A 23,153-nucleotide genomic window follows, 5' to 3' on the forward strand; every position below is an offset into this window, starting at 1 on the left:
CCGCTCCGCCTCGCATACTCTCCATTCCATCGGAGGAATGGCGATGCAGTTGCGGAACTTTGGGCGGACCGGACTACAGCTCTCTACCCTGGGCTTCGGCTGCGGCGCGGTGGGCGGATTGATGGTGCGCGGCGATGCCGCCGATCAGGAGCGCACCGTCGCGCGCGCGATTGACGCCGGCGTCAACTACTTCGACACCGCGGTGCAGTACGGCAATGGCGAATCCGAAAAAAACCTCGGCCGCGTCCTGCACACGCTGAAGCCGGCCAACGTTGTCGTTGGCACCAAGGTGCGCTTACCGCCCGATCGCGTCGGCAGCGTCGCGGACACTGTCACGCAATCGCTCGAAGGCAGCCTCTCGCGCTTGCGGCGTGACCGGGTGGACATCTTCTATCTGCACAATCCGGTTACCGCTGATGGTGGCGCAGGGGCGCTGGGCGTCAGGCAGGTGCTGGACGAGGTGGTGCCCGCATTCGAGCGGCTGCGCCGGCAGGGCAAGCTCGACTTCCTCGGGATGACCGCGATCGGCGAGACGGCGGCGCTGCGAGAGGTGATCGATGCCGGAGTCTTCGATGGCGCGCAGGTGGTCTACAACATGCTCAATCCATCCGCCGCGGCCAGCTTGCCGCAAGACTATCCGGCGCAGGATTACGGGCGATTGTTCGATCACACAAAGGCTGCCGGCGTCGGTGTCGTGGGCATCCGCGTGCTGGCCGGCGGCGCATTGTCTGCCTCGGCCGAGCGGCATCCGATTGCGGGGCCGGCGCCCGAGCCGATCGGTTCGGCGATGAGCTACGATGCCGATATCGCGCGGGCAAGGCGCCTGATGCCGCTGGTCAAGGAAGGCTTTGCGACGAGCCTCACCGAAGCCGCGACGCGGTTCGCGCTGTCGCATCCGGCGGTCGGCACCATCCTGGTCGGCATGGCAACACCGCAGCAGTTCGACGACGCGCTGGCCGCGGCCGGGAAGGGGCCGCTGCCGCAGGCCGCGCTCGACCGGCTGTCGGAATTGCGCCAGGGGTTTGCGGGCGAAGCGCGGTGATGGCTGCGGGCTGCATGATGAGATCAGGTTTTGGCCGGAGCGGCATTGAAGGTTCACCTCTCCTTTGGGAGAGGTCGATTTGCGCAGCAAAATCGGGTGAGGGGTTATGGTCTATCGGGAGAGAAGAGCCCTCACCCGCCGCTTCGCCAAAGCCGAAGCTTCGCTTCGGCGTTCTTTTTTAGGACGGCCGCCGGAGGCGGCCTGTGCCTCTCCCCGACGGGAAGAGGTGAAGCGTCCGCCGCTACTCGCGCGGCGGCACGGTCCGCAGGTAGGCGACGATGGCGTCGAGATCGGCGGCCGACACGTTGGCGTAGTATTGAAAGCTCATCGGCGGCTTGAGCTTGCCGCCGTCCCTGGCGATGCCTTGCGTGATGGCGCGCTTGATCTCGTCGTCGGTCCAGTCCCCGATGCCCTTGCTCTTGCTCGCCGTGATGTTGCGGGAGACCGAGACGCCCCACGGGCCGTGAAATTCGTTGCCGCCGGCGCCCAGCCGGTCGGCAAACGCTTGCGGCTGCCACGGCGTGTGGCACTCCATGCACAGCCCAACGGTCGCGAGATAGAAGCCTCGCGCAATCTTGTCGTTCAGCATCGCGTCGGTGTACGGCGTCTCGCCGCCCGGCGGGATCTCGTGCCGCTGCGCCGTCTTGTAGATCGGCGCCGGCACCGCATTGCTGACCGGCTTGAGTGTGCGTAGATAGGCGATGACCGCATCGAGATCGTGCTCGGTCATGATCTCGTAGAAGCCGCTCGGCATCACGGCGACCTGCGCACCGTTGCGCTTGATGCCCTTGCGCAGCACCTGCCTGAGCTCGGCGTCGGTGTAATTGCCGATGCCGGTGTCCTTGTCCTGGGTGATGTTCGGTGCGGTGACCTTGAAGGCCGCCTCGTCCCAGGTCTGTCCGCCGGAAAGCGCCGTGTCGCCGACTTCGCGCGACGGCAGGATTTCTCCGGACGGCCCTCGGCGCGTATGGCAGTTGCCGCAGATCAGGATGCCGTTGACGAGATAGTCGCCGCGCGCGACCAGCTCCGATTGCAGGCCGGCGGCGGAGGTAGCCACAGCGCTGCACAGCAGCCCCAGCAACGGCGCCAGCATCAGGGCCGTTGATCGAACCAGAGGCCGCGAGGTGCGTGCAATCACCGCGCGGGCCTCGCGACGCATTTTCTGGTGCGCGGTCTGGCGTTCAGCCCGGCGATCTCGCCGCCGGTCACCTGCTTGACCCTGCCTTTGCCGCAGCTGCCGTCGTCGACCAGCAGGACCATTCCAGGCGCCATCTGGCCTTCGGGAGGCTCCTCGAGGACGATTGGCGCGCTGTTCGGGAAGCCGGCGGTTTGCGCCCAGCAGGTGCCGCCGGCGAGGAGTGAAGCACCGAGAACGAGGATTGCAGCCGCGCGCCTTGCCATGGTCCACCTACCGGGCGGAGTTTTCGCGCGCATACTGCACCGGCGCGCGGCGGCTTGCCACCGCCAAATCCGCTACAGCGTCACCACGATCTTGCCGAGGTGCTGGTTCGCCTCCATGTGGGCGAACGCCGCGCCGATGTCGGCGAATTTGAAGACCTTGTCGATCGGCAGCTGCAGCTTTCGCGCCTCCACCGCCGGCCAGATGTCCTTGCGCACTTCGTCAAAGATCTCGCGGATCTCCTCGATCGTGCGGGTGCGGAAGGTGACGCCGATATACTGGATGCGGCGCGCCGCGTGCAGGTCGAAGTTGAAGTCGCCGTGGGTGCCGCCGAGCCGGCCGACATTGACGATGCGGCCCTTGACCCTGGTGGCCTTCAGATTCTGGTTGGCGACCGGGCCCGACACCTGGTCGACGATCAGGTCGACGCCTTCGCCGCCGGTCGCCTGCAGCACCTGATCGACCCAGCCGGGATCCTTCGAGTCCACCGCGAGGTCGGCGCCGAACTCCTTCAGCCGGCCGCGGCGCATCGCATCGGTCGACGAGCCGATCACCAGCTTTGCGCCTTTCAGCCTTGCGATCTGCATCGCCATCAGCCCGACGCCGGAGCTCGCGCCCTGGATCAGCACGCTCTGGCCCGCCTGCAGCGCGCCGTTGGTGACGACGGCATTATGCATCGTCGCCAGCGCGACAGGCAGGGTGGCGGCCTCGTCGAAATTCATGTTCGAGGGCGCGCGGAACAGGCGGCCGTGATCGGCCAGCGTGTATTCGGCAAACGCCGCGCCGCCCGAGCCCATGATGCGGTCGCCGACCTTGACGCCCTTGGCGTCGGGCCCGAGCTCGGCGACCTCGCCGGCCCATTCCATGCCGAGCACCGTGCCGACGCCGCCGGCGGCGCCATGGACGTGGCCCTTGGTCATGCCGAGATCGGCGCGGTTCAGCCCGCAGGCATGAACCTTCACCAGCACCTGCGTGCCCTTCGGCGTGGGCTTTGCGACGTCTGATATTTCGGGGCCGTTGGCGCCGTACACATAGGCTTTCATGGGCTTGTTCTCGTTTGTGTCGTCTGACGCGAATTAATTTTTAGTTCCGTCATCCTGAGGTGGCCGCTTCTTCAGCGGCCCTCGAAGGATGAACGGCCCGGCCGGTGGCCGTCGATCCTTCGAGGCTCGCAAGAGCTCGCACCTCAGGATGACGGGGATGGTTTGCTCAGCTTGCTCGGTGTCATCACCCGGCTTGACCGGGTGATCCAGTATTCCAGAGACGCCGGTGATAGAAGCGAGAGGCCGCGGCGTACTGGATCGCCCGGTCAAGCCGGGCGATGACAACGGTAGATGAGGGCAAAGCTTCATATTCTCTCAGGGTGACGGGTAACGCTTCGTCTTATTCCGCCGCCTGGCGCTTGGCGCCGGACATCATGCCGCCGAGCCGCGCGGCGATGATCGTCTCGGCCTCGTGCACGATGCGCGAGATCAGCTCGGCGCAGGAGGGGATGTCGTGGATCAGGCCCTGCACCTGGCCGGCCGACCAGATGCCCTCGTCGGCATCGCCTGACGCGTAGACCATCTTGCCGCGGGCGCCGGCGACGAGCTCGCGGACGTCCTCGAACTTGGCGCCTTCCTTCTCCATCTGCACCACCTTGGTCGAGATCGCGTTCTTGGCGACGCGCGAGGTATTGCGCATGGTGCGGAAGATCAGCTCGGTCTCGCGCTCGTCATTGGCGACGATGCGCTCCTTCACCAGCTGATGGATCGGGCTTTCCTTGGTGCACATGAAGCGCGTGCCCATGTTGATGCCGTCGGCGCCGAGCGCCAGCGCCGCGACCAGGCCGCGGGCGTCGCCGAAACCGCCGGACGCGATCATCGGGATTTTCACCCTGTCGGCGGCGGCGGGAATCAGGATCAGGCCGGGCGTGTCGTCCTCGCCGGGATGGCCGGCGCATTCAAAGCCGTCGATCGAGATCGCATCGACGCCCATGCGCTCGGCGGACAGCGCGTGGCGCACGCTGGTGCATTTGTGCAGCACCTTGATGCCGTGCTTCCTGAACTCGTCGACATGCTCCTGCGGCTTGTTGCCGGCGGTCTCGACGATCCTGATGCCGCTCTCGATGATGGCCTGGCGATACTCGGCATAGGGCGGCGGCTTGATCGCGGGCAGGATGGTGAGGTTGACGCCGAACGGCTTGTCGGTCAGCTCGCGGCAGCGCGCGATCTCCTTGCGCAGATCGTCCGGCGTCGGCTGGGTCAGCGCAGTGATCATGCCGAGCGCGCCGGCATTGGCGACGGCCGCGACCAGCTCCGCGCGCCCGACCCATTGCATGCCGCCCTGCACGATCGGGTGGTCGACGCCGAACATTTCGGTGAAGCGAGTCTTGATCATCCTGCCCTCGGTTTCCGCTCGAATTTTCCGTGCTGCGGACAAGCCGCGCGCGGTTTTTGAGTTTTCGAGCGGAAGGATGCAGTCCGATCCGGCAAAAGTCTATCCCGCGCGGGCGGCGCGCCCATGCGGAAATGGAGGGCTCACGATGGCGAGGCGAGGGGTGGGCTGACGTTTCGGTTCATCAGCTCAAGCGCCGGTGATTTCGCACGCGGCGCCTCTAGCATAGGCGGAACGCTGCGCTCAGGCCGGCACGGCCTGCTTCGCCGCAGTGGCTTCCTCGTCGAACGCCGCCGCGATGTCGCGCATGCTGACGACGCCGATCAGGCTGTAATTATCGATCACGGGCACATGGCGGATGTGGTGCTTGGTCATCAGATGCCGGATGTGCTCGAGCGTGTCGGTCGAGGTGCAGGAGACGAGCTGCTGCACCGAGACGAATTGCGACACCCGCATGTTGGCGCCGGCCGCGCCGTGCTCGGCGATCGCGCGCACCACGTCGCGCTCGGTGAACATGCCGACAGCGGTGTTGCCTTCGGTGCGGACGACATCCTTGACCACGAGCGCGCTGATATTGCTGGCGCGCATCAGCTGGGCGGCGATCGCCACCGTCTCGTTCATGCGAACCGTCGCGACGCGAGCGGTCTTCTTGCGCAGGATATCTCCGACTTGCATGGCAACCTCCCTTGTTTATGATGGCTGGAGTCTGGTATACAAAATACCAATTGTCAATGGCGCGGCTGGCGAAATCTACCACCAAGAAACAGCTGAAATAGGCAGCATTACTGACATTTCGGCCGATCTCGTGTGAAAGTGAAAGGGTGGGTTGGGGGAGCCTGTCGCCGGTCTGGTATCTGGCATCCCTGTTTGGCTCAAAGAAAAGAGGCGCACCGAAGTGCGCCTCAAGTTCGTCCCGGAGGAGAGTATCGGGACCAGGGATTAAGCGGTCTCGGCGCTGGTCTTGGTTACCGTCGCAGCCTCGGCCGCGGCCTCGCTGCCGAGGATGAAGGCGCGCCGCAGCGGCTTGATCACGAACAGCGCCATCAGCGCGGCGGTGGCGTTGAGCGCGACCGCGACCACGAACACCGCCTGCCAGCCATAGGTGGTGGCGATGATGCTGGCAGCCGGCACCAGCAGCGAGGCGGTGCCCTTCGCGGTGTAGAGCATGCCGTTGTTGGTGGTCGCGAACTTGGAGCCGAAGGTGTCGCCGCAGGTCGCCGGGAACAGCGAGTAGATCTCGCCGAACACGCCGAAATAGACCGCGGTCGCCAGCACAAACACCAGCGGGTTGTGGCCCCAGGTCGACAGCGTCAGCAGCATCAGCGCCGCGGTGCCGAACGCGATGAACATGGTGTGCTCGCGGCCGATCGTATCCGACACCCAGCCGAAGAACGGGCGGCCGAAACCGTCGAAGATGCGGTCGAGCGAGATCGCGAAGGTCAGCGCCGCCATCTGGAAGCCGGCGAGCGTCACCGGGGTGTTGGCGATCTTGTAGTCGTGCGCGATGGGAGCGATCTGCGCCGCGGTCATCAGGCCGCCGGCGGCGACCATCACGAACACCAGATACATCACCCAGAAAATCGGCGAGCGCAGCACCTGCGGCGGGGTGAAGTCGATCCTGGTCTGCGGCAGATTGAGCTGCTTCTTCCGCGGCGGGATCGCGACGTCGGGCTTGCGGATGAAGAAGGCGAGCACGAACACGATCAGGCCCTGGCCGATGCCGAAATCGAAGAACGCGGCCTGGTAGCCACTCGAGGCGATCATGCTGGCGATCGGCACGATGGTCAGCGCCGCGCCGGCGCCGAAGCCCGCAGCGGTCGCACCCGCGGCGAGACCGCGGCGGTCGGGAAACCATTTCAGCGCATTGCCGACGCAGGTGCCGTACACCGCGCCGGCACCGATGCCGCCAAACACGGCGGCGGTGTAGAGCAGGGTGAGCGAGTCGGCGTAGGAGTTCAGCACCCAGGCCAGCGCGATCATGACGCCGCCGAACATGATGACGATCCGCGGACCGTATTTGTCGACGAACCAGGCCTCGACCGGCACCAGCCAGGTCTCGGTCACCACGAAGATGGTGAAGGCGAACTGGATCGCCGCGCGACCCCAGTGGTGGGCGCCGTCGATCGGGTCGACGAACAGTGTCCAGCCGTATTGCAGGTTGGCAATCATCGCCATGCAGACGATGCCCATGGCGAGCTGGAGCCAGCGGAAGCCGCTGGACGAAGGTTGCGCCGGTGTGGCGGCGGTAGTGCTGGAAACCATCAAGTCCTCCCCGAACGCGCGGGTCTCAGTTGTGACCCAGTGTCGCAATTGTTGTGGCGTATCGTCGCAAGCGGTCGGCGGATGTTGGTATACCATATTCCAGATTGCAAGGGCGATCTTCTGTTGCATTGCAGCAATAATGACGGGCCGCGCATGGGCCTTCGGCTGACGCCGGAGCGCCCCCAGAAACGAAAACGCCCGGCATTTCGCCGGGCGTTTCGTCGTCAGTAGTCGGGTTTTGTTTACGCGGCGACTTGCGCCGTCGATTTGGAGACCACGACCTTGCGCCACGGCTTGAGCAACAGGATCGCGAGCAGCGATGCCAGGATGTTGGCGCCGGCGGCGATGAGGAACACCGTGTCCCAATGGCCCGACGTCTGCTGCATGTAGTTGCCGAGCGGAACCAGCAGCGCCGCGGTGCCCTTTGCGGTGTAGAGCAGGCCCGCATTGGTGGTCGCGAACTTGGCGCCGAACGTGTCGGTGCAGGTCGAGGGGAACAGCGAGTAGATCTCACCCCAGGCGAAGAACACGAAGCCCGACAGCAGCACGAACCAGACCGGATCGTGACCGAACAGATAGAGCGCGTAGATGCCGAGGCCTTCCATGCCGAAGGCGATGAACATCGTGTTCTCGCGGCCGATCATGTCGGAGATCCAGCCGAAGAACGGACGCGTCAGGCCGTTGAGGACGCGGTCGATGGTCGCCGCGAACGTCACCGCGGTCATCGTCACCGCCATCAGCGTGACCGGCACGTTGTCGATCTTCCAGTCGGCCGCGATCGGCTTCAGGTTTGCCGTCACCATCAGGCCACCGGCGCCGACGATCACGAACATGAAGTACATCAGCCAGAAGATCGGCTGGCGCAGCACTTCGGTCGGCTGATAGTTGCGGCGGGTCTGCAGCAGATTGGCGTTCGCCACCACCTGCGGCACCTGTCCGGGCTTCGGCGAGAGCAGGAAGAAGGCGAGCAGCACGATGATGATGCCCTGGCCGAGACCGAAATAGAGGAAGGTGGTCTGGAAGCCGGAGTCCTTGATCATCGCCTGGATCGGCGCCACCGTGAGCGCGGAGCCTGCGCCGAAACCTGCGGCGGTGATGCCGGCGGCCAGGCCGCGCTTGTCAGGAAACCATTTCAGCGCGTTGCCGACGCAGGTGCCGTAGACGCCACCGGCGCCGATGCCCGCGATGATCATGCCGAGATAGTAGCCGTTGAGCGTGGTGGCTTGGGCGTTGATGACCCAGCCGAGCGCGCAAAGGATGCCGCCGATCAGCACCACGATCCGCGGACCGTATTTGTCGACGAACCAGCCCTCGACCGGCACCAGCCAGGTCTCGAACAAGACGAAGAGCGTGAAGGCCCACTGGATCGATGCACGATCCCACCCGAATTTCTTCTGGATGTCGGGGACGAAGAATGTCCACCCGTATTGGTAGTTTGCGATCATCACCATCGCGGCGACGCCGATCACAAGTTGCGTCCAGCGATAGGTGTCGCTGACCCGCGCGGCTGTGGGGGCCGCAGTTGCCTGAACCATGTCCGACATAGATCCTCCCATGCGCGTTTGTCGTCATTCTGCTTCTCGCGCGCGCCGGCCATCTTGGTATTTGATATGCCAAGGATCAAGCTGTCGCATGGCTGGCGTGCGCTTATGCCGCAGCGGCGCGCACAACAAGATTAGTTCAACGGACACGAAAATGGCCCCGAAAAACGGGGCCATTGGTCGAAGGTTCAATGTCGGTCGGGTTTCGCGGCGAAAGGGCGCGTCCGGCGCTGGAGCCTGGTCCGGAAAACGGCGAGCCGGTCTTCCGAAAACATCATGCTCCGGCGAAAAGCCAAAGCGTGATCGCGCTTTAGGCCCGCCGGAATCACGCTAGCCCTTACAGGCCGAAGCGCGGCAGGTCGCCATTGCGGTTGGAGATTTCCGCGCTCTTCATCAGCAGGCGGTCGATCGTGGCGAGCAGGCGGCTGAGCACCGAGGCGGACGGCGCAAGCGCGATAGCGGAGGTCTTTGACATGGGGTGTCCCCTTTTCCAGGTGGCCGGCAACGGGCCGGCGCGTCATTGGAGACAATCTACGTATACCAGATGCCAGATACAACGATCTTGTTTGCATAGCAGCATGGCATCGTGTGCAGTGCAGCAAATGGCGTCGTTAATGGTCCGGAAGCCAATCGCGGGGCGTGGCCGGAGCCCGTTTCTCAGAACTTCCAGTTGAAACTGGCCTTCACCGAGTGGTCCTGGACCCGGTCGCCGAGTTGCCCGACATAGGCGATCCCCACGCTGGCCTGCGGGGCGACCCGCAGGTCGAGCCCGCCTTCGACCAGCGCCGTGCTGCGGCCGAGCGGAACGCCGGCCACCGTGAAGCCGGTTCCGATGCTCTGGAACGCGAGCGCCGCCGTCGGGGTGACATCGCCGAAGGCGTATTGCCAGGCGACCGAGGCCCGCGGCGTCAGCTGCATGTCGTTGAACACGGCAAAGCTGGTGGCGATGCGGCCGCCGAGCGTGGAGTAGCCGACGTCCTGGTTGTTGCTGATGCCGACCAGCGCCGCGGCGCCGCTGCCGCCGGTTTCGCCAGAGCGGCCGGTGTCGAGATGCGCCCAGGCGAGGCCGGCGAACGGCTCGAGCGCGACGCGGCCGAGCGGCAGCCCATAACCGATCTCGCCGAACACCTGCGCGGTGGTGGCATCGTAGCGGGCGCGGGCGGTGCCGAAGAAGCCCGGGAAGATGATCGAGCGGCTGGTGTCGAGCGTGCTGAAGCTCGCCGCCGCACCGCTGCGCAGGCCGGTCGCACAACCGCCGCCGGCAACCGCAAAAATCGAATCAAATCGTCGGCTGATGGAACTTTTGCGCCGCAGGACTCGATGACCGCGCCCGGCATCACGAGCGCCGTCGCTCGTACGCGGGACGGATCGAGATGCAGCCGCGCCTCTCATTGACGCGCGACCGCCTGATGCAGACGCCGCGGCGCGCGCAACGCTGCGCGTCAAACAGACAGTTCTCGGTGCGCGTCCAGATTTGCGGCATCGGATAGCAAGGCTGTCCCAATTCCAGGAAATATCGGGAAACGATTGCAGACGCCGGATGCGTCGACTAGGCTAGGTTGTGTCGTAAATATAGGCAATTTTAAGTTATTTTTTCGAATCCACGCCTCTCAGTCCTCTTCGAAATCGCGTGCCCCCAACCGCCAAGATCGGAGGATTTTCCATGGCCGAGTTCTGTCCACGCAGCATTCACTTCAAGCTATTTGCAAAGCAAGGCATCGTCGTCGACATCACGGCGACCGAAAATGCAGGCAATATCGACTTCTCCGTTGAAGTGCTGGGATCGCCGAGCAAGACGGCCGACCTTCGCGGTTTGTTTTTTCACTTTAACGAGCTCGATCTTCCCGGAATGCAGATCATCGACCACGACGGCGTCGTTACGGACGAGCAGATCAAAGCAAACGGCGTGAGCAACCTCGGAGGCGGCGTCAACATGAACGGCGCGGCGTCGCCGTTCGACGTCGGTATCGCTTTCGGCACGCCCGGCAAGGGGCATGATCTCATCACCGGCCCAGTGCACTTCACGCTCGATGCGACGCAGGACATTACGCTCGACGACATCGCGCATCTGCAATTCGGCGCGCGGCTGACCAGCGTCGGCGACAAGATCACCGCGTTCGCGCCTGCCGCGCCCGACGCGCAGGACGACAACGGCACCACGCATGAGGACACGCCGATCCAGCTGTTCGTGCTCGGCAATGATACCGATGCGGACGGCACGAGCTCGCTGAAGATCACCGAAATCCATCAGGATCCCGGCGCCCACGGCACGGTGACGATCGCCGCCGACGGCAAGAGCCTGTTCTACACGCCGAACCACGATTTCGCCGGGCTCAATACCGATCCCAACAGCATCGACGATTCATTCGTCTACTGCGTCACCGATGCCAACGGCGGCGAGGACCACGCCACCGTCAACATGCACATCATTCCGGTCGCCGACCAGCCGCAGATCAGCTTCGAGGTGCTGGCGCCGCAGGACGGCGACCCCGTCAACGAGATCCGGCTTCATGTCACCGCCACGACCGCCGACATCGACGGCTCCGAGCTGCTCAGCAGTCTCGTCTTCGGCACCTTGCCGGCCGGCGTGACCATCAACGCCGGAGCCATCACCCACGCGCTGGTCGACGGCGTGCGCGATTCGGCCTCCGAGGACGTTCAGCTGTTCCTGCCGACCGATCACTCGAGCAATTTCGATTTCGCGGTGACGGCGACGGCCGACGAGAACGGTAACGGCGATCCCGACACGGCCTCGGTCTCGGCGTCGCAGCACATTCAGCTGGATGTCGCGCATAATGCGACGCAGGAGACATTCAACGCGATCAACCAGAGCATCTGGGACCCCAGCCTTCCAGGCGGCATCGACGACAGTCGCTTCCTCGGCATCGACGTCTCGGGCGATCCCGGCGTCGACCTCGATCCGCTTGGATCGGCCGGCGGCCATTACGAGCTGAGGGTCGGCTTTCAGTCGACCCTGCACGCCACGCTGGGCGATATCGACGCGACGCTGCCCTACGACATCACGATCGACACCGCCTACAACAGAACCACCGACTCGCTGCTGATTACGCCCAACGACGCCCTGGCGGCGGGCGGGACGTTCAACACAACCGGTCCCGGCGGCTCGTACAGCCTCGACTTCATCTTCCATGCCTTGCTGTCGGCGCATGTCGATGTGCTCGGCCTGATCGGGGGCAGTGCGACCGTCGGGCCGCTGGATCTCGGCTTCAACATCTTCGGCATCGACAGCGCGACCTTCAGCGACACCATCGATATCCCGCCGCTCAACCCGGTGGCGACGCTGACGCTGCAGTGGCCGCAGGTCGATACGGTCGGGTCCCAGAACGGGCCGAACAGCCTGCACTCGGACGGGGCCAGCGCCGACATCGTCAACCTCAATGTCGACATGGTCGCGCTGGCGCTGGCTGCGCTTGGCATCAGCCCGAACCCGCTCGACCTCGGGTTCGTCGACCTGCTCAGCCTGACGGTCGACGGCGGCGTCAACATGACCCAGCACTTCGATCTCACCTCGCTCGGTCTCGACGCCTCGCTGAAGCTGGAGGACAACACCATCATTCCGGTGACGTTCGGCACGCCGCTGGACGTCATCCACAACGCCTCGAGCCATGACACCAATCATGACGGATTGATCGGCATGGACTTGCTGCTGACGCCGAACGCTCAACTGACCAACAACACGGGAATTGGATTCAATGTCGGCGCGTCGCTCGATCTGCTGAAATTCCCGGACCCGGTGGGAACGCTGGTCAGCCTCGGCGGCGATTTCCCCGTCGGCGAAATTCCGATCTATACCAACACGTTCGGACTGGACTTCAACTCGCAGGACTATCTGTTCTCCGCGTAGCCGTTGCCTAGTGCGGCTGTCACCCGACCGGGGCGACAGCCGCGCGCATCGAGATTCAATCCGGCGGATCGAGCGCCGTCTCGATCCGCTGGATCAGTTTGTCGCGCAGGGCGGGCATTGCGTCGCTGAACAGGACAAAGGCGCGGGCAATCGGCAGATAGGGCTCGATCGCCGTCGCCAGCGCCGCTTCGGACATGCCGGTCAGCCGCGCGTACTCGGACTGCGCGGCGGCATTGACGGCGCGCGGCCGCGCCGGATTGTCGACGACTTCAGGCGCCATCTCGGACAGCGACACGTGGCATCTCGCAAGCTCGAAGGCGGCGGGTGCGCGGACCACGCTGCCCCAGTCGATGAGCCTCGGACCATCCGCCGTCATGATCACGTTGCCGGGGTGGACGTCGGAATGGCACAGTCCGTCGCCCGGCTCCAGCCGGTCGATCAGGGCAAGAATGCCCGCGGCGATGCGGTGTGGAACGGCGTCGTCGGAGAGCCGCAGCATGCCGCCCATCAGGTCGCGCAGCGACAGGATGTCCGGCGGCGGGTGCGTGTTGTGCACGGCGAGGCAGAGCGAGGCGAGGATCGCGCCCGCTTCCCCGAGGCTGATCGCGCCGCTGCGGGTTTGCTGCAGCAGGGTGGGGCCGTCGAGGCGGGTGAGCACGATGCCGAAGCGCCCCTCCACAGTCACCTCGCCAAGCACCTCCGGCGCCGCGCAGCCGGCGGCGAAGACGGCGCGGGTCATCCGCGCCTCCCACCGGCACGACTGCTTCGATACACCGGCCTTGAGCAGTTTGACGACCTGAGCGGGCGCCCAGGCGTGGATGTCCGCAAAGGCGCCTTCGCCGAGCTTCTCCCCCAGGGACCCCCGCATCGTCCGTCCTCCCGCCCCGAACAGCTAACGTCGGCGAACGCCGCCTAAAAAGTTCCCTTGTTGCGAGGATGGCACAGAGTCCCCCGGCCAAATCAACTACATTCGAGCCGGACTTGGAAAGTTAAGCATCGCAGTGGGGGCAATGCGTGACTTTAGACGTCGTCAGCCTGACTGACACTCCAAGTGCAGCCGACGCGGCCGCCGCTCCAGCGCGGTTTTGCGTGAAGATCATGATGCGTGGCGACATCGCCGGTTGCCCCGCCTGGGCGGCCAGCTTTGCCGACCTGCGCAAGGATCGCCGCTACTACGAAATCCTCGAGGATACGCTCGGGGACGGCGTCGACTACCGCTACTTCGCGATCATCGACCGCGCCGGCTGCATCCAGGCGGTGCAGCCGTTTTTTCTGCTCGACCAGGACATTCTCGAGGGACTTGGCGAGACCTGGCAGCCGTGGCTTGCGCGCATCCGGCGCGTCGCGCCGCGGTTCTTCAAGACCCGCACCCTGATGGTTGGATGCTTCGCCGGCGAGGGACACCTCGCCGGATCGGGCACGGTGCCGTCAGGCGAGATGGCGGAAATTCTCTGCCGCGAGATCGTCGATCTCGCAAGGTCGTGCCGCGCGCAGCTCATCGTCCTCAAGGAATTCCCGGCGCGCTACCGCCCGGCGCTGGATTGCTTCGTGCGGCGCGGCTTTGCCCGCGCGCCGAGCATGCCGATGACGGCACTCAACATCGAGCACGACGACTTCGATGCTTACATGCGCAATGCGCTGCCGCGATCAGCAAGGTGGCAACTGCGCAAGAAACTCAAGGCGGCCGACGGCGAACGCCTTGCGCTCACCGTCACCGCTGACGCGAAGGATGCCGTCGACGACATCTATCCGCTCTATTTGCAGGTCTTCGACCGTTCGAAATTCCGCTTCGAGAAGCTGACCGCCGATTATTTCCGCCGGCTCGGCAGCGACATGAAGGACAAGATCCAGTTCTTCATCTGGCGCCGCGGCGGCAAGGTGGTCGCCTTCAGCCTCTGCATGGTCGAAGGCGACAGCCTGTTCTGGGAATATGTCGGGCTGGACTATGCCGTCGCGCTCGACCTGCATCTCTACTACTACACCATTCGCGACATGATGAACTGGGCGATCGCCAACGGCTACAAGTGGCTGCGCAGCACCGGCCTCAGCTATGAGCCGAAATTCCGGATGCGGCACGATCTCGATCCGCTCGACCTCTATGTGCGGCTGCGCTCGCCGCTGCCGAACGCGATCTTCAGGTTGCTGCTGCCCTGGATCGTGCCGGCCCGCTACGACAAGACGCTGCGACGGTTCGCGAATTATCGCGATCTCTGGTAGCGGGTGTGCGCGGCGAGGGGCGGTTCGCCGCAACCATGATCTGAAGCGCCTTGTCCTCCAAAACAAAATGGCCGCGGTTTCCCGCGGCCATTTGCGTCTTGTCTAAAGCCTGGCTGTTACTCGGCGGCCTGCTTCCGCGGCGGGTCGAGCGCGCCGGAGTCGTGGATCTCGGCGACCTGGTGGTCGGAGAAGCCGAGCACCTGGCGCAGGATCTCGTCGGTGTGCTCGCCGAGCAGCGGCGAGCGGGTGACCTCGCTCGGCGAATCCGACAGCTTGATCGGGTTGCCGACCGAGATGTACTTGCCGCGGGTCGGATGATCGACCTCGACCACAGTGCCGGTGGCGCGCAGCGACTGGTCCTCGGCGATCTCCTTCATCGACAGGATCGGGCCGCAGGGGATGTCGTCCTTGTTGAGGATCTCCATCGCCTCGAACTTGGTCTTGGTCATCGTCCACTGTTCGATGCGCGCAAAGATCTCGTTGAGGCGCGGCAGGCGGGCCGGCGGCTTGGCGTAGTTCGGATCGGTCTTCCAGGTCGGCTCGCCGATCACGTCGCAGATCTTCTCCCAAACCTGCGCCTGGGTGATGAAGTAGATGTAGGCGTTCGGGTCGGTCTCCCAGCCCTTGCACTTCAAGATGCGGCCGGGCTGGCCGCCGCCGGAATCGTTGCCGGCGCGCGGCACGGCGTCGCCGAACGGAATGCCTTCGCCGAACTGGCTGTATTCCTTGAGCGGACCGTGGGCGAGGCGCTGCTGGTCGCGCAGCTTGACGCGGGCGAGGTTGAGCACGCCGTCCTGCATCGCGGCGGTGACCTTTTGGCCCTTGCCGGTACTGGTGCGCTGGTGGAGCGCGGCCAAGATACCGATCGCGAGATGCAGGCCGGTGCCGGTGTCGCCGATCTGGGCGCCGGTGACGAGCGGCAGGCCGTCGCGGAAGCCGGTGGTGGAGGCGGCGCCGCCGGTGCACTGCGCGACGTTCTCGTAAACCTTGCAATCCTCATACGGGCCGGGGCCGAAACCCTTGATCGAGGCGACGATCATCTTCGGGTTGAGGCTGTGGATCTTCTCCCAGGGGAAGCCCATGCGGTCGAGCACGCCGGGGCCGAAATTCTCGACCAGCACGTCGCAGTTCTTGATCAGCGCGGTCAGCACCTCTTTGCCCTTCGGGTTCTTGGTGTCGAGCGTGATCGAGCGCTTGTTGTGGTTCAGCATGGTGAAATACAGGCTGTCCACGTTCGGGATGTCCTGCAGCTGGCCGCGCGTGATGTCGCCGACGCCGGGACGCTCGACCTTGATCACGTCGGCGCCGAACCAGGCCAGCAATTGCGTGCACGTCGGCCCCGACTGGACGTGGGTGAAATCGAGAATGCGAACGCCCTTGAGCGCCTTGGTCATATCGTTTGCTCCGTACTCTGTCTGTCTGCCCCTGCACCCGCAGGGAGTGTTGGGTTTAAGGGGGACTTACTTCTTCTTAAGAACGCTCTGCGGATTGAGGTTGCCGATGCGGCCGCTCTCCGAGCCCGCCGCCGGATCGATCACGGCGTTGATCAGGGTCGGCTTGCCGGAATCCAGCGCGGCGTTGACCGCGCGCTTCAGCTCGTCGGGCGAGGTGGCGTTGATGCCGACACCGCCGAACGCCTCCATCATCTTGTCGTAGCGCGAGCCCTTGACGAACACCGTGGTCGCCGGATCCTCGCTGACATTGTTGACGTCGGTGCCGCGATAGATGCCGTCATTGTTGAAGATCACGACGCAGACCGGCAGCTTGTAGCGGCAGATGGTCTCGACCTCCATGCCCGAGAAACCGAAGGCGCTGTCGCCTTCGATCGCAAGCACCGGGTGGCCGGTCTCGATCGCGGCGGCGATCGAATAGCCCATGCCGATGCCCATCACGCCCCAGGTGCCGACGTCGAGCCGCTTGCGCGGCTTGTGCATGTCGACGACGCCGCGGGCGAGGTCGAGCGTGTTGGCGCCTTCGTTGACGAAGATGGTCTCGGGACGCTCCGCGACGATGGCGCGCAGCGCGCCGAGCGCACCGTGATAGTCCATCGGCGAGGCGTTGCTCATCAGCTTCGGCGCCATCTTGGCGACGTTGTCGTCACGCTTCTTGGCTACGGTGGCGAGCCACTCGCTCGGCGCCGCCGACCAGTTCGCGCCCATGCCGTCGAGCAGGGCGGTGACGCAGGAGCCGATATCGCCGACCACGGGGGCCACGATCTCGACGTTGGAATCCATTTCCTTCGGCTCGATGTCGACCTGGATGAACTTCTTCGGGGCATCGCCCCAGGTCTTGCCCTTGCCGTGCGACAGCAGCCAGTTGAGGCGGGCCCCGATCAGCATCACGACGTCGGCGTCCTTCAGCACGGTCGAGCGCGCCGCACCGGCGCACTGCGGGTGCAGGTCGGGCAACAGGCCCTTGGCCATGCTCATGGGGAGGAACGGCACGCCGCTCTTTTCGATGAAGGCCTTGATCTGCTGGTCGGCCTGCGCATAGGCCGCGCCCTTGCCGAGGATCACCAGCGGACGCTTGGCGCCCTTCAAAACCTCGAGCGCGCGCTTGACCGCCGACGGGGAGGGGATCTGCTCGGGCGCCGCGTCGATCACCTTGACCAGCGACTTCTGGCCGGCGTCGGCGTTCATCACCTGGCCGAACAATTTTGCCGGCAGGTCGAGATAAACGCCGCCCGGACGGCCGGACACCGCGGCGCGGATCGCGCGGGCGAGGCCGATGCCGATGTCCTGGGCGTGCAGCACCCGGAACGCCGCCTTGCACAGCGGTTTTGCAATTGCGAGCTGGTCCATTTCCTCATAGTCGCCCTGCTGCAGGTCGACGATCTCGCGCTCGGAGGAACCCGAGATCAGGATCATCGGGAAGCAGTTGGTGGTGGCATGAGCGAGGGCGGTGAGGCCGTTGAGGAATCCGGGCGCCGACACCGTAAGGCAGACGCCGGGCCGCTTGGTCAGGAAGCCGGCGATCGAGGCCGCATAGCCGGCGTTCTGCTCGTGGCGGAACGACACCACGCGAATGCCTTCCGCCTGGGCCATGCGGCCCAGGTCCGTGATCGGGATACCCGGCACGCCGTAGATGGTGTTGATGCCGTTGAGCTTCAGCGCATCGATGACGAGATGGAAGCCATCGGTGAGCTCCTGCTCGGTGCCCGGTGCCTCGGACTTGGTGGCGGTATTCAGCATCGGCATCGTCTCCCTTGGACGTTCTTGTTCGGACGATCTGTTGTCGTCTGAAACGAGTGGACTAAGTGAATAGTTCTTGGCCGTGCGCCTCGACATAAGCCGCAAGGCCAAGGGTGTGGTCGCGCGCGCGTTTTTCCGCGAGCTCGGTATCGCGTGCTTCCAGCGCCTCGATGATCCCGAGATGCTCGGGCAGCGAGGTCGCGGTGCGGTCCTTGCGCCCGATCGTGAGCTGGCGATAGCCGCGCACGTGCAGGAGCAGGTCGTTGGTGAGATCGACCAGCACAGGGGATTCCGACAGCGAGATCAGCGCCTGGTGGAAGGCGATGTTGGCCTTGGAATATTCCTCGATGTGATCCTGCGGCAGCCGGTCGTCGCCGAAATCCTTGAAGAAGTCGCGCAGCGCCGAGATGTCCTTCTTGCGCGCGGTGGTGGTGATCAGCCGCGCCGCCATGCTCTCCAGCGCCGCCCAGGCGCGGATCATGTCGACGATCTCCGCCTTGGTGCGGCGGACCACCACGATGCCGCGGCGCGGCACGGTCTTCACGAAGCCGTCTTGCTCAAGCATCGCGATCGCTTCGCGGATCGGCGTGCGGCTGACGCCGAGTCGCTCGGACAGCGCGCGCTCGTCGAGCATCACCGGCTCCGGCGTCGCGTAGATGTCCATTTTCAGAATCGCTTCCTTCAAGGCCTCGTAGGCCTTGTTCTTGAAGCTCGTCTCGGGCGCGATCCGGACGATGGCGATATCTGTGTCAGCCATGTTGGGCGACGCCTTGGTCTGCGTTGGTTCGGGCACGACTCGTCTCCTCCTCGTTGGAGACGTCTTCTTAGCAGAAGAAATTACCTTAGATTTTTGGCATGCCAAATACCAGGATGTCAAGACACCCATTTTTTCGGCATTTTTGGGTGCTGATCGATCTTGACAATTGCTTCTCTGGCATACCAAATGCCATAAAATCTGTCCCAGGAGGAAGCCAATGTCAAATTCTAAGGATGCGGTCCGCAAAGTTCTCGATGCGGTCAAGGCCGACAAGCGCACGAGCCTCACCGCGCCTGAAGGCAAGGTGGTGTGCGACGCCTACGGCATTCCGGTGCCGAAGGAAGGCGTCGCCAAGTCGGCCTCCGAGGCCGCCCGGATCGCCTCCGACATGGGGTTCCCGGTCGTGATGAAGATCGTCTCGCCGGACATCCTGCACAAGACCGAGGCCGGCGGTGTCGTGGTCGGCGTCAAGAGCGCTGAAGACGCCGAGAAGAGCTACGCGACCATTCTGGCCAACGCCAAGAAGTACAAGGCCGACGCCAAGATCGACGGCATCCAGGTGCAGCAAATGCTGGGCGGCGGCACCGAGGTGATCGTCGGCTCGATCACCGACGGCTCGTTCGGCAAGCTGGTGGCCTTCGGCCTCGGCGGCGTGCTGGTCGAAGTCCTCAAGGACATCACCTTCCGCCTCGCGCCGGCGACCAAGGACGACGCGCTTTCGATGCTCGACGGCATCCAGGCCCATGAGATGCTGAAGGGCGTGCGTGGCGGTGAGCCCGTCAACCGCGAGGCGCTGGCCGACGTCATCGTCAAGGTGTCGCAACTGGTCAGCGATTTCCCCGAAATCGTCGAGCTCGACCTCAACCCGGTGTTCGCGACAGCCAAGAATGCGATCGCCGCCGACGTCCGCATCGTCGTCGACTTCGACTACAAGCCGCGCCCGGCGCCGCGCCCGACCGAAGAGATCGTCGCGGCAATGAGCCGCATCATGCAGCCGAAGGGCGTCGCCGTGATCGGCGCCTCCGCCGAGGACGGCAAGATCGGCAACTCGGTGATGAAGAACCTGATCAACGGCGGCTACAAGGGCGAGATCTACCCGATCCACCCCAAGGCCCCCGAGATTCTCGGCTACAAGGCCTATAAGAGCGTTAAGGACGTACCCGGCGTGATCGACACCGCGGTGTTCGCGATCCCGGCGAAGTTCGTCGCCGGCGCGCTCGCCGAGTGCGGCGAGAAGAAGATCCCCGGCGCGGTTCTGATTCCGTCGGGCTTTGCCGAAGCCGGCGCGCCCGAGCTGCAGGCCGAGATCGTCGAGGTCGGCAAGAAATACAACATCCGCCTGATGGGGCCGAACATCTACGGCTTCTACTACACCCCGGCCAACCTCTGCGCGACCTTCTGCACCGCCTACGACGTCAAGGGCCACGCCGCGCTGTCGTCACAGTCGGGCGGCATCGGCATGGCGATCATCGGCTTCTCGCGCTCGGCCAAGATGGGCGTGTCGGCGATCGTCGGCCTCGGCAACAAGTCGGATATCGACGAGGACGATCTGCTCGCCTTCTTCGAGCAGGATCCGAACACCAATCTGATCGCGCAGCACTGCGAAGACCTCAAGGACGGCCGCGCCTTCGCGGAAGCCGCCAAGCGCGTCGCCAAGAAGAAGCCGGTGGTCGTGCTCAAGGCCGGCCGCACTTCAGCGGGTGCGAAAGCGGCCTCGTCGCACACCGGCGCGCTCGCCGGCAACGACAAGATCTATGAGGACGTGTTCAAGCAGTCCGGCGTGATCCGGGCCCGCAGCCTGCGGCAGCTGCTCGAATTCGCCCGCGGCGTGCCGGTGCTGCCGACGCCGAAGGGCGAGAACGTGCTGATCATCACCGGCGCCGGCGGCTCCGGCGTGCTGCTCTCCGACTCCGTGGTCGACAACGGCCTGTCGCTGATGCAGATGCCGCCGGATCTCGATGCGGCCTTCAGAAAATTCATCCCGCCGTTCGGCGCGGCTGGAAATCCTGTGGATATCACCGGCGGCGAGCCGCCGATCACCTATGTCAACACCGTGAAGCTCGGTCTGTCGGATGAGCGCATCCACGCGCTGATCCTCGGCTATTGGCACACCATCGTGACGCCGCCGATGGTGTTCGCGCGCAACATGGTCGAGGTGAAGAAGGAGATGGAGGCCAAGGGCTTTGTGAAGCCGATGGTCGCCTCGCTCGCCGGCGACGTCGAAGTCGAGGAGGCCGCCGAATATCTCTACCAGAACGGCATCCCGGCCTATGCGTACTCGACCGAACTGCCGGTCGAGGTGCTCGGTGCCAAGTACAAGTGGGCGCGCGGCGCGGGCCTGCTCTGATTTAACCCTGAAGTGAACTGAACGATGCCGCTCCGGAGACGATCCGGAGCGGCATCGAACCGTTAACGGCATCCGAGAAATCGGGGCCTGTCGGATAATTCGGCTTTAACGGGGGGCCGACTAGACCGTCTCCTGCAACATGCTGGATGCCTGGACGGCGTCAGATGTCGCGTCCGGAGGAGGCGTTTTCCCCATGATGTCAGCTCAACTCGATCTGGATTTTGCCAGCGACGATCACGCAAGGGCGCAGATCGACGCGGCCGTGAGCTATCTGCTCAGGGACACCAGCGGCGCGGCACGCGACCATGCCGTCGAGGCCATTGTCGAAATGGTTCGCGGCGTCGCAGGCCGGTCGCCTCACTCCGACACCGCATCGAACAGGTCGCCCATGACTGGCGTGACCTATCGGGATTTCGTGATCGATGCCTACCGGCGCGATGTCGATCGTTGGCGCGCCACGATTCGTCGCGCCAACGGCAAGAAAATCCGGATCGCCTTTCCGCCTTCAGTGCGCGACGAGGCCACCACCACGTCCGACGCAATCACCGCCGAGAAGGCGGTCGAGTTTGCCAGGATGGCAATCGACGCCGGCGAGGTGATCTGAGCCCGGCCGCGCGGCCGTGGTTCCCGGGAAATAAGACTGGCGGCGAGCGCCTCGACATCGCTATACCCGTCCATCGCCGCGCCGCGAGCGATGTGCTCCGGTTCAACGATGGGGGACGCCATGCCTGCCGAACTCCGCTCGCCCCGTCTTGCCGTCCTGATCGATGCCGACAATGCCTCCGCGAAGATCGCGGACGGGCTGTTCGAGGAGATCGCCAAGATCGGCGAAGCCAGCGTGCGCCGGATCTACGGCGACTTCTCCAATCCGCGGTCCAGGGCCTGGGCCGATATTCTCTCCAAGCACGCCATCATCCCGCAGCAGCAATTCGCCTACACGACCGGAAAGAACGCGTCCGACATCACGCTGGTGATCGACGCGATGGACCTGCTGCACAGCGGCCGGTTCGATGGCTTCTGCCTGGTGTCGTCGGACAGCGATTTCACCCGTCTCGCCGCGCGGATCCGCGAGCACGGCATCGACGTGTTTGGGTTCGGCGAGCAGAAGACGCCGGAGAGTTTTCGGCAGGCCTGCCGCAGGTTCGTCTATACCGAGAATCTGCGTGGTGGCGCGACCAGCAGTCCGGAGACGGCCGTCCGTGCCCAGCCGCTGCAGCCGCCCGAGGCGGCGACGCCGATCATCAAGAACGTGCTCAGCCAGATGGCAAGCGAAGACGGCTGGGTGACGCTTGGCGAGGTCGGGCGGCAGCTTGCCAACCTCGCGTCGGATTTCGATCAGCGGACTTACGGCTTCCGCACCCTGAGCGATCTGGTGCGCAAGACAAATGCATTCGAGATCGATCAACCCAAGGGCGGCGCGATGCGCATCCGCATCAAGCCGGCGGCCGCGCCGCAGCCAAAACCGTCGAGGAGACGGCGGGCCGCACAAAAGCCGCCGGAGTGAACGGCGCGCAACGCGCCTGATTCAATCCCGATGTGAACCAGTGATGAATGCCGCATCGGAGAGGATTCGAGCGGCATTTTTCAGATGCGCGGAACCGGCGGAACTGCGTTTCGCGCATGATGCCGCCGCGTTGGAACCGGAACGTTCTCCTACCTCCGGATGTTGAGAGGCGTCGTTCAACTCGGAGGAGGAGAATCATGAACAAGCGTCTTACCGCTTCCCTTGTCGCCGCGTCGCTGCTCGCGTCCGGCTCGGCCTTTGCGCAGTCCACCACCGCCACCGGCGCCGCCAACGGCGCGCGGGCAGGTCACGACATCGCAGGCCCGGTGGGCGAGATCGTCGGCGGCACGGTGGGCGCCGCGGTCGGCGCCGGGCTCGAGATTCCGAACGCGGTGATCGGATCGATCCCGCGCGACGAGCCGTCGGTCGTGGTTCGCGAGCGCGTCGTGGTCGGCGAGCCGCTGCCCGACACCGTCGTGCTGCACCCGGTGCCGCGCTACACGCAGTATCGCTATGCTGTTGTCAATGATCGCCGCGTGATCGTCGAACCGCGCACCCGCCGGGTGATCAGGGTCATCGACTGATCCAGCTAGACACTATCCCCCGTCATTGCGAGGAGCGAAGCGACGAAGCAATCCATTCCTCCGCTTGC

The 23,153-nt window shown here is 64.7% G+C and carries 20 protein-coding genes; 7 read left to right on the forward strand and 13 right to left on the reverse strand.

The window, feature by feature from the left end:
* Positions 1–43 precede the first annotated feature (43 nt).
* Positions 44–1,042 (forward strand): aldo/keto reductase, encoded by a 999-nt coding sequence (locus XH93_RS15870; protein WP_194474241.1) that lies wholly within the window; start codon positions 44–46, stop codon positions 1,040–1,042.
* Between the two features lie 241 nt (positions 1,043–1,283).
* On the opposite strand, the gene XH93_RS15875 is transcribed toward XH93_RS15870, so the two are convergent.
* The 9 genes from XH93_RS15875 to XH93_RS15915 form a co-directional block, all read right to left on the reverse strand.
* Positions 1,284–2,135, reverse strand: coding sequence for a c-type cytochrome (locus XH93_RS15875; RefSeq protein WP_194474242.1), 852 nt, complete (start codon positions 2,133–2,135; stop codon positions 1,284–1,286).
* A gap of 41 nt (positions 2,136–2,176) precedes the next feature.
* Entirely contained in the window at positions 2,177–2,443 is a 267-nt protein-coding gene (locus XH93_RS15880; protein WP_194474243.1) for a DUF6719 family protein, read from the reverse strand.
* A 72-nt stretch (positions 2,444–2,515) separates the two neighbouring features.
* Positions 2,516–3,484 carry a zinc-binding dehydrogenase gene (locus XH93_RS15885; protein WP_194474244.1) on the reverse strand — a complete coding sequence of 323 codons (969 nt, stop codon included), beginning with the start codon at positions 3,482–3,484 and terminating at the stop codon, positions 2,516–2,518.
* A gap of 340 nt (positions 3,485–3,824) precedes the next feature.
* Positions 3,825–4,820 carry a nitronate monooxygenase family protein gene (locus tag XH93_RS15890; protein ID WP_194474245.1) on the reverse strand — a complete coding sequence of 332 codons (996 nt, stop codon included), beginning with the start codon at positions 4,818–4,820 and terminating at the stop codon, positions 3,825–3,827.
* Positions 4,821–5,060: 240 nt separating this feature from the next.
* A complete protein-coding gene (locus XH93_RS15895; protein ID WP_139861070.1) occupies positions 5,061–5,492 on the reverse strand; it encodes a CBS domain-containing protein in 432 nt (143 codons plus the stop codon).
* 264 nt (positions 5,493–5,756) lie between these two features.
* Complete coding sequence (gene oxlT, locus XH93_RS15900) at positions 5,757–7,079, reverse strand: oxalate/formate MFS antiporter (protein ID WP_194474246.1); 1,323 nt, start codon at positions 7,077–7,079, stop codon at positions 5,757–5,759.
* 242 nt (positions 7,080–7,321) lie between these two features.
* On the reverse strand, positions 7,322–8,623 hold the full coding sequence (gene oxlT, locus XH93_RS15905; RefSeq protein ID WP_139482426.1) for an oxalate/formate MFS antiporter: 1,302 nt from the start codon (positions 8,621–8,623) through the stop codon (positions 7,322–7,324).
* Between the two features lie 334 nt (positions 8,624–8,957).
* Positions 8,958–9,095 carry a hypothetical protein gene (locus XH93_RS15910; protein WP_172628105.1) on the reverse strand — a complete coding sequence of 46 codons (138 nt, stop codon included), beginning with the start codon at positions 9,093–9,095 and terminating at the stop codon, positions 8,958–8,960.
* A gap of 182 nt (positions 9,096–9,277) precedes the next feature.
* A complete protein-coding gene (locus tag XH93_RS15915; protein ID WP_194474247.1) occupies positions 9,278–10,012 on the reverse strand; it encodes an autotransporter outer membrane beta-barrel domain-containing protein in 735 nt (244 codons plus the stop codon).
* Positions 10,013–10,283: 271 nt separating this feature from the next.
* Here XH93_RS15915 and XH93_RS15920 point away from each other — a divergent pair, with 271 nt between their 5' ends.
* The gene (locus XH93_RS15920) at positions 10,284–12,485 is read left to right on the forward strand and encodes an Ig-like domain-containing protein (RefSeq protein ID WP_194474248.1); all 2,202 of its coding nucleotides are present in this window, start codon (positions 10,284–10,286) and stop codon (positions 12,483–12,485) included.
* 55 nt (positions 12,486–12,540) lie between these two features.
* Here the strand turns inward: XH93_RS15920 and XH93_RS15925 are convergent, their stop codons facing one another.
* A complete protein-coding gene (locus XH93_RS15925) occupies positions 12,541–13,353 on the reverse strand; it encodes an aminoglycoside phosphotransferase family protein (RefSeq protein ID WP_194474249.1) in 813 nt (270 codons plus the stop codon).
* Positions 13,354–13,586: 233 nt separating this feature from the next.
* Here XH93_RS15925 and XH93_RS15930 point away from each other — a divergent pair, with 233 nt between their 5' ends.
* Positions 13,587–14,702 (forward strand): GNAT family N-acetyltransferase, encoded by a 1,116-nt coding sequence (locus XH93_RS15930; RefSeq protein ID WP_246799631.1) that lies wholly within the window; start codon positions 13,587–13,589, stop codon positions 14,700–14,702.
* Positions 14,703–14,818: 116 nt separating this feature from the next.
* Here the strand turns inward: XH93_RS15930 and frc are convergent, their stop codons facing one another.
* From frc to XH93_RS15945, 3 genes are all read right to left on the reverse strand, one after another.
* On the reverse strand, positions 14,819–16,096 hold the full coding sequence (gene frc / locus XH93_RS15935) for a formyl-CoA transferase (RefSeq protein ID WP_139482430.1): 1,278 nt from the start codon (positions 16,094–16,096) through the stop codon (positions 14,819–14,821).
* A 66-nt stretch (positions 16,097–16,162) separates the two neighbouring features.
* Positions 16,163–17,893, reverse strand: coding sequence for an oxalyl-CoA decarboxylase (gene oxc / locus XH93_RS15940; protein WP_194474250.1), 1,731 nt, complete (start codon positions 17,891–17,893; stop codon positions 16,163–16,165).
* Positions 17,894–17,954: 61 nt separating this feature from the next.
* Complete coding sequence (locus XH93_RS15945) at positions 17,955–18,650, reverse strand: GntR family transcriptional regulator (protein ID WP_139482776.1); 696 nt, start codon at positions 18,648–18,650, stop codon at positions 17,955–17,957.
* A 217-nt stretch (positions 18,651–18,867) separates the two neighbouring features.
* Here XH93_RS15945 and XH93_RS15950 point away from each other — a divergent pair, with 217 nt between their 5' ends.
* The 4 genes from XH93_RS15950 (at position 18,868) to XH93_RS15965 (ending at position 23,085) form a co-directional block, all read left to right on the forward strand.
* Positions 18,868–20,997: an acetate--CoA ligase family protein gene (locus XH93_RS15950; RefSeq protein WP_139861076.1), complete on the forward strand. Its 2,130-nt coding sequence runs from the start codon at positions 18,868–18,870 to the stop codon at positions 20,995–20,997.
* A 139-nt stretch (positions 20,998–21,136) separates the two neighbouring features.
* Entirely contained in the window at positions 21,137–21,601 is a 465-nt protein-coding gene (locus tag XH93_RS15955) for a hypothetical protein (RefSeq protein WP_244626599.1), read from the forward strand.
* Between the two features lie 120 nt (positions 21,602–21,721).
* Positions 21,722–22,501: an NYN domain-containing protein gene (locus XH93_RS15960; RefSeq protein ID WP_194474251.1), complete on the forward strand. Its 780-nt coding sequence runs from the start codon at positions 21,722–21,724 to the stop codon at positions 22,499–22,501.
* A 197-nt stretch (positions 22,502–22,698) separates the two neighbouring features.
* Entirely contained in the window at positions 22,699–23,085 is a 387-nt protein-coding gene (locus XH93_RS15965; RefSeq protein WP_194474252.1) for a DUF1236 domain-containing protein, read from the forward strand.
* The last annotated feature ends 68 nt before the right edge of the window (positions 23,086–23,153 follow it).

It is taken from the genome of Bradyrhizobium sp. CCBAU 51753, from assembly GCF_015291565.1.
GTDB lineage: Bacteria > Pseudomonadota > Alphaproteobacteria > Rhizobiales > Xanthobacteraceae > Bradyrhizobium > Bradyrhizobium ivorense.

Excerpts from the sequence above, each read along its gene's own strand:
- XH93_RS15915 (WP_194474247.1), bottom strand. The coding sequence starts at position 10,012 with ATGAGAGGCGCGGCTGCATCTCGATCCGTCCCGCGTACGAGCGACGGC.
- oxc (WP_194474250.1), bottom strand. The coding sequence starts at position 17,893 with ATGCTGAATACCGCCACCAAGTCCGAGGCACCGGGCACCGAGCAGGAG.
- XH93_RS15950 (WP_139861076.1), top strand. The coding sequence starts at position 18,868 with ATGTCAAATTCTAAGGATGCGGTCCGCAAAGTTCTCGATGCGGTCAAG.
- XH93_RS15965 (WP_194474252.1), top strand. The coding sequence starts at position 22,699 with ATGAACAAGCGTCTTACCGCTTCCCTTGTCGCCGCGTCGCTGCTCGCG.
- oxlT (WP_194474246.1), bottom strand. The coding sequence starts at position 7,079 with ATGGTTTCCAGCACTACCGCCGCCACACCGGCGCAACCTTCGTCCAGC.
- XH93_RS15920 (WP_194474248.1), top strand. The coding sequence starts at position 10,284 with ATGGCCGAGTTCTGTCCACGCAGCATTCACTTCAAGCTATTTGCAAAG.
- XH93_RS15895 (WP_139861070.1), bottom strand. The coding sequence starts at position 5,492 with ATGCAAGTCGGAGATATCCTGCGCAAGAAGACCGCTCGCGTCGCGACG.
- XH93_RS15945 (WP_139482776.1), bottom strand. The coding sequence starts at position 18,650 with ATGGCTGACACAGATATCGCCATCGTCCGGATCGCGCCCGAGACGAGC.
- XH93_RS15955 (WP_244626599.1), top strand. The coding sequence starts at position 21,137 with ATGCTGGATGCCTGGACGGCGTCAGATGTCGCGTCCGGAGGAGGCGTT.
- frc (WP_139482430.1), bottom strand. The coding sequence starts at position 16,096 with ATGACCAAGGCGCTCAAGGGCGTTCGCATTCTCGATTTCACCCACGTC.
- oxlT (WP_139482426.1), bottom strand. The coding sequence starts at position 8,623 with ATGTCGGACATGGTTCAGGCAACTGCGGCCCCCACAGCCGCGCGGGTC.
- XH93_RS15960 (WP_194474251.1), top strand. The coding sequence starts at position 21,722 with ATGCCTGCCGAACTCCGCTCGCCCCGTCTTGCCGTCCTGATCGATGCC.
- XH93_RS15890 (WP_194474245.1), bottom strand. The coding sequence starts at position 4,820 with ATGATCAAGACTCGCTTCACCGAAATGTTCGGCGTCGACCACCCGATC.
- XH93_RS15870 (WP_194474241.1), top strand. The coding sequence starts at position 44 with ATGCAGTTGCGGAACTTTGGGCGGACCGGACTACAGCTCTCTACCCTG.
- XH93_RS15910 (WP_172628105.1), bottom strand. The coding sequence starts at position 9,095 with ATGTCAAAGACCTCCGCTATCGCGCTTGCGCCGTCCGCCTCGGTGCTC.
- XH93_RS15930 (WP_246799631.1), top strand. The coding sequence starts at position 13,587 with ATGCGTGGCGACATCGCCGGTTGCCCCGCCTGGGCGGCCAGCTTTGCC.
- XH93_RS15880 (WP_194474243.1), bottom strand. The coding sequence starts at position 2,443 with ATGGCAAGGCGCGCGGCTGCAATCCTCGTTCTCGGTGCTTCACTCCTC.
- XH93_RS15925 (WP_194474249.1), bottom strand. The coding sequence starts at position 13,353 with ATGCGGGGGTCCCTGGGGGAGAAGCTCGGCGAAGGCGCCTTTGCGGAC.
- XH93_RS15875 (WP_194474242.1), bottom strand. The coding sequence starts at position 2,135 with ATGCTGGCGCCGTTGCTGGGGCTGCTGTGCAGCGCTGTGGCTACCTCC.
- XH93_RS15885 (WP_194474244.1), bottom strand. The coding sequence starts at position 3,484 with ATGAAAGCCTATGTGTACGGCGCCAACGGCCCCGAAATATCAGACGTC.